Source organism: Mesorhizobium sp. M2A.F.Ca.ET.039.01.1.1, assembly GCF_003998035.1.
Lineage (GTDB): Bacteria > Pseudomonadota > Alphaproteobacteria > Rhizobiales > Rhizobiaceae > Mesorhizobium.
In genome coordinates this window covers 1-1436 of sequence record NZ_RZRY01001123.1, presented here as the reverse complement: position 1 = coordinate 1436, position 1436 = coordinate 1, and the positions used below count along the sequence as shown (strand labels likewise).

Here is a 1436-nt window from a genome sequence, read left to right as displayed (position 1 = left end):
GACGGGACTGGCGGGAGCAGTTGGAGACGCTGCGCTCGGCCGACGGGCTGGATCTGCCGCCCTGCCTGAAGAACGAGACCCAGCGCGAGTGCCGCTGGTTGTGGCAAGTGATCGAGATGCCCATGGAGGTCGAGGCTGAACAGCGTCAGGCAGCGAGACCACAGCTCCCGGGATCGCCCAACTGACATTCTATGGGGCGAGCGGCGAGGGTGTGGCATCCTTGGCGCTCACAGATCCATCACCAGAAAGGAGTGCCCCGATGTCACAAGATCTTTGATGTGAGCAAGTCCCTCACTGCTCTGAACCAGGATACCACACTCGTTGCCGTTATCGAGATGAGCGGCTCGAATTGGCTGGTCGCTGGCCTTGTTCCAGGAGTTGAGCGCCAGCCACACAAGAAGATGGATGGACGCCAAGGCGGTGTTGAAGCTTCTGCAGCACTGGAGGACAGAAGCCGTTCGAGCCGGGCACGCGACCAAGCGATTGTCATTGCGTGAAGCGGGCCGTGACGGCTTTTGGCTGGCACGCTGGCTGAAGGCACGCTATGTCGAGGCCTATGTCATAAATGCCGAGCGCGTTGCGGTATCGCGCGAGCACCGCCGTGCCAAGAGCAACCGCCTCGACACGGAGCTTTTGATGCGCGCCTTTCTCGGCTGGCTGCGCCTCACATGAGGTGGGGTATCCTCTGACCGGCTGACTCTCCCGCTCGCGACCTGCTGGCTATCTGGCTTGGTTTTGGTAACACCAAACTCGCCATTTAGGGAGCGAGATCATCGCCTCCGTTGTCGGTCTGTGTTACCCACTGGCCGGCGACACCATCCATTGCACACGATTGTCATGCTCGATCATGCATTGGATCAGCACTACTGGAGAAAAAATGACACGCCCGAGACGACCCATACTACGTGTTCGACAATCTCGGATAGGAACACGAGGCTGTGATGCTGCCCCGAAAGACGGTGCGCGTCCTGCCTGAAAAGGCTAAGCTCGTCAATAAGAGAAGCGGCCAGCAGCCAGGCAAGGCGAGGACATTGAACGATTATGGCCAACATTCCCAGACGACCCTGTCCGATAGGGTATACGGAATCGTGCGTGAAAGCATCAGATGCGGCGTGTATGAGCCCGGTGAGAAGATCACACACCGCGCTGTAGCCTCTCAACTGGGCGTCAGCGTTACGCCCGTCCGAGAGGCAATCACGCGCCTCCTGTCCGAGGAAAGCCTTTCGATGGCAGGTCCAAAGACAATCCGAGCTCCAACGTTAGGGAGGGCAGATTTGGAGGAAATCACGAAGATCCGTGTCAACCTTGAAGGCTGGGCGGCGGAACTTGCGGCGGGAAATGCGTCGAGAGCCTTTATCAGCGAGTTGGAGCAGCATCATCTGGTCTATTGCACCCATCGGAAATCTCATAATTCCAAGGCGAAGATTGCTGCAAAT

2 protein-coding genes and 1 pseudogene are annotated in these 1436 nt (G+C 58.2%); all 3 read left to right on the top strand.

Features of this window, described 5'->3' with window-relative positions; genetic code table 11:
- Window positions 1–185 (top strand): annotated as a pseudogene (locus tag EOA24_RS42155) (IS110 family transposase); the annotation flags it as partial.
- A 220-nt stretch (window positions 186–405) separates the two neighbouring features.
- Window positions 406–672, top strand: a complete 267-nt coding sequence (locus EOA24_RS37825) for a hypothetical protein (protein WP_127410814.1) — start codon at window positions 406–408, stop codon at window positions 670–672.
- A gap of 269 nt (window positions 673–941) precedes the next feature.
- On the top strand, window positions 942–1436 hold a 495-nt coding region (locus EOA24_RS37820; RefSeq protein ID WP_133374908.1), incomplete at its 3' end, for a GntR family transcriptional regulator.

Excerpts from the sequence above, each read along its gene's own strand:
- EOA24_RS37825 (WP_127410814.1), top strand. The coding sequence starts at position 406 with ATGGACGCCAAGGCGGTGTTGAAGCTTCTGCAGCACTGGAGGACAGAA.